The organism is Nocardiopsis lambiniae, from assembly GCF_031845465.1.
Classification (GTDB): Bacteria; Actinomycetota; Actinomycetes; order Streptosporangiales; family Streptosporangiaceae; genus Nocardiopsis; species Nocardiopsis lambiniae.
In genome coordinates, this window is record NZ_JAVREP010000004.1 from 264,756 (window position 1) to 270,290 (window position 5,535).

4 protein-coding genes are annotated in these 5,535 nt (G+C 74.1%); 1 reads left to right on the forward strand and 3 read right to left on the reverse strand.

From position 1 onward, the window contains the following. Positions 1–745: 745 nt before the first annotated feature. Positions 746–1,732 (forward strand): putative PEP-binding protein, encoded by a 987-nt coding sequence (locus tag RM479_RS08910; RefSeq protein ID WP_311511244.1) that lies wholly within the window; start codon positions 746–748, stop codon positions 1,730–1,732. 198 nt (positions 1,733–1,930) lie between these two features. Here the strand turns inward: RM479_RS08910 and RM479_RS08915 are convergent, their stop codons facing one another. The 3 genes from RM479_RS08915 to RM479_RS08925 all read right to left on the reverse strand — a co-directional run bounded on the left by RM479_RS08915 (position 1,931) and on the right by RM479_RS08925 (position 4,204). Beyond that, positions 1,931–2,281 carry a hypothetical protein gene (locus RM479_RS08915; protein ID WP_311511245.1) on the reverse strand — a complete coding sequence of 117 codons (351 nt, stop codon included), beginning with the start codon at positions 2,279–2,281 and terminating at the stop codon, positions 1,931–1,933. Between the two features lie 42 nt (positions 2,282–2,323). Then, positions 2,324–2,716, reverse strand: coding sequence for a YbaB/EbfC family nucleoid-associated protein (locus RM479_RS08920; protein ID WP_311511246.1), 393 nt, complete (start codon positions 2,714–2,716; stop codon positions 2,324–2,326). A gap of 1,101 nt (positions 2,717–3,817) precedes the next feature. After that, entirely contained in the window at positions 3,818–4,204 is a 387-nt protein-coding gene (locus tag RM479_RS08925; RefSeq protein ID WP_311511247.1) for a hypothetical protein, read from the reverse strand. Positions 4,205–5,535 lie beyond the last annotated feature (1,331 nt).

Sequence of the window (5,535 nt, forward strand, 5' to 3'; positions counted from 1 at the left end):
ACCGCCCGCGGCCGGTGCGCCCCCACCGCCACCGTCGGGCACAACGACGGCGCGGACGCGCGGACCATCGCGGACGACATCGCCTCCCTGGCGGAGCGGTCCCCCGCCCGCGCCTCGACGCGGTGGTACCTCACCCGTATCGAGGAGTGCGCGCTTCATCCCGGAGGAGGACGGCGCACCCTGATCCGTCCCGCGCACGCGGGACGGGCCCGGGGGCGGGGCGCCGGAACGCCGCGTCCCCCGGGTGTTCCGTGGCCTTGCGTTACCTCTGGTGAGGGACGGAACACCTTGACGGCACCTGGACCATCTCCCTAAAATCAACCGAACCACAAGCAAACACAAGCATTACAACATCGAGATGGCACGGGAGAGCCCGGAGATCCGCGGCGTGCCACCTCGGGATGCGTGGTTCTCCTCTCCGCTCCACTCCTCGGTTTCCCCCTGCTCCGGAGAGGCCGCCCCGCTGCAACCGCCGGTGTCCCCGGCACCGCGGCGGGGCGCCCGAACCGGCCCGCGGTGGACCACCCGGCGTTTCCGGTTCCCCCGTGCGCCGCGTGGCCCCGCCCGGTCGGCGCCCCCATGCCGCCGTTCTCCCCTCGTCCCGGCGGGTGGGCGGCGCCGATCACGCTCCGGCGCACCGCCGCACCGGCCCGGGACCCGCCGGGTCCCCCGCCGTGCGTGCGACCGCCCCGCCTCGCGGCCCCAGGCCGCCCCGGGCCCCGACACGCCGTCCCCTGGAGAGACCGTGGCACACATCGCCTCCCGCTTCGCTCCCGCCCCCGCCTCGCCACGGCCGCCGCGCGCACCGGTGTCCGCCGCCGGGAACTCGGCCGTGCGGTTGCTCCTCGACATCAGCGGCGACGTGCTGGAACCGGCCTGTGCCGACCAGGCCGACGGTGTGGGGCTGCTGCGCACCGACTTCCTGTTCCACGGCCGCGCGGAGCCGCCCGCACGCGAGGAGCAGACCGCCGCCTACACGCGGATGTTCGCGGCGGTCACGGGGCGCGCCGTCACCGTCCGGGTGCTGAACGCGGGGACGGGGGTTGCGGGGCCCGCCGCGGCACGTCCGCGGCGCGCGGCGCTGGTGGACCAGCTCGCCGCCCTCGCGGCGGCGGCCTCGCGGACCGGGGCCGACGTGGGGGTGATGGCCCCGATGGTGTCCACACCCGAGGAGGCGGGGGAGTTCGCGGACCTCGCCCGCTCCCAGGGGCTGACCCGGGCCGGGGTGATGGTGCAGGTCCCGGCGGCGGCGCTGCTGGCCGACCGGCTGCTGTACGAGGTCGACTTCGTGACGGTCTGCGCCACCGATCTCGCCCGGTACACGATGGCCGTCGACCGGGCGGCGGACTTCCCGCCGGGCCTGCTGGACCCCTGGCAGCCGGCGGTGCTGTCCCTGATCGGCTCGGTCGGGTTGGCGGGCCAGAGCCTCCAGATCCCCGTGGGGGTGTGCGGGGACGCGGTCACCGATCCGCTGCTGGCCCTGGTGCTGGCCGGGCTGGGGGTGACCAGCCTGTCCATGGCCGCCCCGGCCCTGCCGGCGGTGCGCGACGCCCTGGGCCGCCACACCCCCGAGGAGTGCCGGAGCCTGGCCGGGCTCGCTCTGGGGGCGGGCTCGGCCCGGGCGCGCGAGGCGGTCCGGGCTGCCGCCCGTTCCCGGGGCACGGGGGCCGGTCCCGGCGGTTCCGCGGCCGGGGGACGGCCCGCGGCGTGGCGGGGCCGCCGTGCCCTCTGACCTGTCCGGAGCGGGCCCGACCCCGGGGCGGGAGTGCTGGCGGGGCGGTGGGCTGCGGCGCCGGCGGGCGGCTCCCCGGGGCCGCCCCCCGTGCAGGTCCGCCGCGAGGGCCGGAGACGTCTCCGCCTCCGCACCCGGCGGGGGCGGAGGCGGAGGCGGGGGGCGGACCCTAAGGGCCGGGCCGCGGGTGGGCGGCCGTCACCGCCGGCCGCCGGGCGTGCGCGGGTCGAGCGAGCCGGAGACGTCGACGTTGAGGTCCTCGGCGGAAGAGAAGCCGCGGGCGGTGCGGATCGCCCCGTCGGCGGCCTGCCTCTGCGCCACGGCCACGTAGTCGAGGAGCTGCCAGAGGATCTTCTCCGCCTCGCCCAGGGTCTCCTGCATCCGCTTCGAGTACTCCCCCTTGACGCCCCAGGGCACCTCCTCGAAGGAGGTGATCGCGCCGCGCGCGTCGGCCACCATCTCGTCCGTGAAGTCGGCGGCCTCGTAGATGAGCCTGGTGTCCCGGCCGATCCCGTCGGCGTCGACGGAGAGGCGGTCTGATGCGGACATCGTTCTGCTCCTTTTCGCTGTCTGGTGGCTGCGGTCGGACGGTCAGTCGAAGTCGTGCGGGGAGAAGCCCTGGGCGCGCAGGGCCTCGTCCACGTCCATCTCGCCGCGCAGGACGGCGGCCGTGTCGACGCCTTCGGGGGCGAAGACGTCGTACGCCTGCGCGACCCGGTCCGCCATCCGCCGCTGGGCGCGGTCGATCACCTCGACGAGCGTCGCCGACAGCTCGGCGGCGGCCATGCCCCGGTACTCGTCGGTGTGGAACACGAGCCCGGTGAGGACACCGGTCGCGTCGACCGTCGCGGTCACCAGCCGGTTCCTGGCCGTGGCCTCCTCGGTCGCCGACTCCAGGTCCGCGCCCGCCTCCACGAGCTCCCTCATCGTCGTATCGAGCCGCCGCAGTTCGGCTTCCATCTGCTCCCACATCGATGAACTCATGTCACCGGATCTCCTTCAAGGTTTTACTCAGGTCGTTCGCGGCGGGAACAGCCCGTGAAAGCGCCCTGCCGACGGCACTTCGGGCGGCGGCCGGAGCCACCCGGGGCCCGCCGTTCCTCGACAGCGCCCCGGAGGCCCGCCGAGCACCGCCGGCACGACCGCCCGGCCCGCACGGGGACACGGGAAACCGACGCACCGGAAATGCGACCACCGTCACACCGGACCGTGCAACAAAGAACGCCGCAACGGAACGCTTTACGAATGAGACGAAGAACTCCATTCACCGTCGGATCCCGCCCGTTTTCCTCAGGGAGCGGAGCCGCATCGGCGCGGCGGATCGGGCGCGCCCGGACGGACCCCGGTACACGACCTCGACCCCTGTGATCAGGACGGATCCCGAAATGAGGCCCTCTCCCGGCGACGCGCACCGGGAAAAGAAACAGAGAAGCAATCGCAGGAAACAGAAAAGAAAGACGAAGGAAGGAGCGCCCCGCGCGGGACGGGACCGCCCCGGCGAAGCTTTCCCTTCCGCCCGACACAACAGGTACCGCACCGGGCGAGGAGAAGGCAAGCCGCGGAGTCGCGACTATACCCATCGGAAACGCACCTCCACATTCCGCGACCGATCGAAAAACCCCGGAAACACGAATGCAACAAAAGTCCACGGCCATCCTCCGCGGAACACCCGGAAACCGGCTGTCCACTTCCACGACTCCGCACGCTGGTGTTACCTTTACCGTCGCTTCGGATACATGTGGCGAGGAAAGGGGCGGGCATGCTGTTCGACCCTCAGAAAATGGGTGACTCAGCACACGATTTCGTCAAAGTGATGCTGGGGATCGACCTGCCCCGGGCCAGCGCACCGGCCATGCGCGCCGCTTCGGAGGTCTACGACGTCCTCGACCAGCGGCTGCACGAGCTCTCCGACGTCATGGACACGACGCGCAACCGCATCCGGAGGAACTTCGGCGGAGCCGCCTCCGACCACTACGACCGCTCCCTCGCGGCCTTCACCAGCGGGGAGAAGGACTACATCGGCAACGCGGCGGGAACGAGCCGCATGCTCTCGGCCGAGCTGCGCAAGGCGGCGGCGAACGTCGACTACATGGTGGCGATGGTCTGGGTCCAGGTGGCCCAGCTCATCGCCGAGATCACCTGGGCCATCGCGACGGCCAAGTTCACCTTCGGCGCCTCCCTGAAGTGGATCCCGGTCTTCAAGGCGATCCGGAGCCTGGCCATCCGGCGGCTCATCGCCTGGTTCCTGGTCACCGTTCCCAGCCACCAGATCGTCAGCCAGGTCTTCGCGAGCTTCGGCGCGCTGATCCAGCGCGTCCAGATCGCCAACGGCGACCGGGACGGCTTCGACCATGACCTGCTGCGCGACGCGCACGTGGGGGCCGTGATCGAGGGGCTGGTCTCCGCCGGCATGTCCGGGGGCGTGGGGGCCTTCGTCAACAGCGGGTTCGCGAACGCCTTCACCCGCAACATCGACGACCTGCGCGGCCTGCCGGACCCGCCTCCGCCACCGTTCAGGAGCGGTGCGCCCGACCCGGCGCCCCCTCCGCCGCTCAGGGAGGGCGTGCCCGACCCCGTCCCCCCGCCCCCGGTCAGAGAAGGTGGACCCGACCCCGTTCCCCCACCGCACACGCTCAACGGCGACCTCGCCGACCTCTTCACCCGCCACCGGGACGAGATGCTGGTCCCGTTCCACCCCAACTCCCCCACCGGGGCGCGCTCCTGGGACAACGCGGTCGAACGGAACGCGTTCCGCGCGGAGATGGCGGGCGTGTTCCAGCGCGCCTTCGCCGAACGCCTGGGCGTCGATCAGGCGCGGCGGCTGGGCGACGACTACGCCGACACCCTGATCCGCTCGTGGGGCGACCCGGACCTGGGCTCCCGGCTGTCCCGGACGATCGGCGACCGGCTGCCCCCGCCCCTGCGCGAGCACCTGTCCGACGTCCCGCAGAACCTGGCCGGCTCGCTGCACGAGAGTGCGCGGGGGTTCTGGCCCTACCTGCGGGGCCTGGGACTGGGCGCGGGGACCGGGGCCGCGGAGGGCGTCCTCGGTGAGGGCCTGGGCGGTGTCGCCGGCGGCCAGGGGTTCACCGTCACCCCCTGGTCCGCCACGTCCGGCGCGACCATGAACACGGCCCACCAGCTGACCACCGACTCCGCGCTGGCGGGCATCGACGCGCTCAGCGGCCCCGGCGGCACCCTCCTTCCTCCCGACCTCCCCCCGCCCCCGGAGCCGGAGCGGCCCGCCCGGTCGGAAGAGGACCCGGCACAGGGCGGGGCTCCCGCGACGGGACCCGCCACCGGCAACGGCGGCGGGAGGCCGACGCCCGCCGGCGGTCCGGTCATCGCCGAGATCACCGTCGTCCCGCCCGTCGGCGGCGATGAGCCCGCCCGGGGTGACGGAGACGGATCGCACGGCGGCGGGGACGGGGCCCCGGCGAACGGCGCGGACGCGCACCGCACCGGCGGCTCCCCCGTCCCGAACACCGGTGACCAGGACACCCCTGCGGCCCGGAGGCCGCGGGACCACGACCCGGACGGGGACGGCGGCGCGGACACGCGCGGGCCCAACCCTCCCGAACGGGCCGCCGGGACGCCGGAGGCCCCGGCCGCCCGCCACGACCCGGGCGGGGCGGACCACACCGACGCGCATCGTTCCGGAGACGCCCCCGCCCCGCTCGCCGGAGACCGGCACGACCCGGCCGCCGGGACCTCCCGGGACCGCGCCCCGGCCCCCTCGCACGAAGAGGGCACCGAGGGCTCCCCACCGCTCCCGGCCGCCGTGACGCCCCCGGCACCCGGCC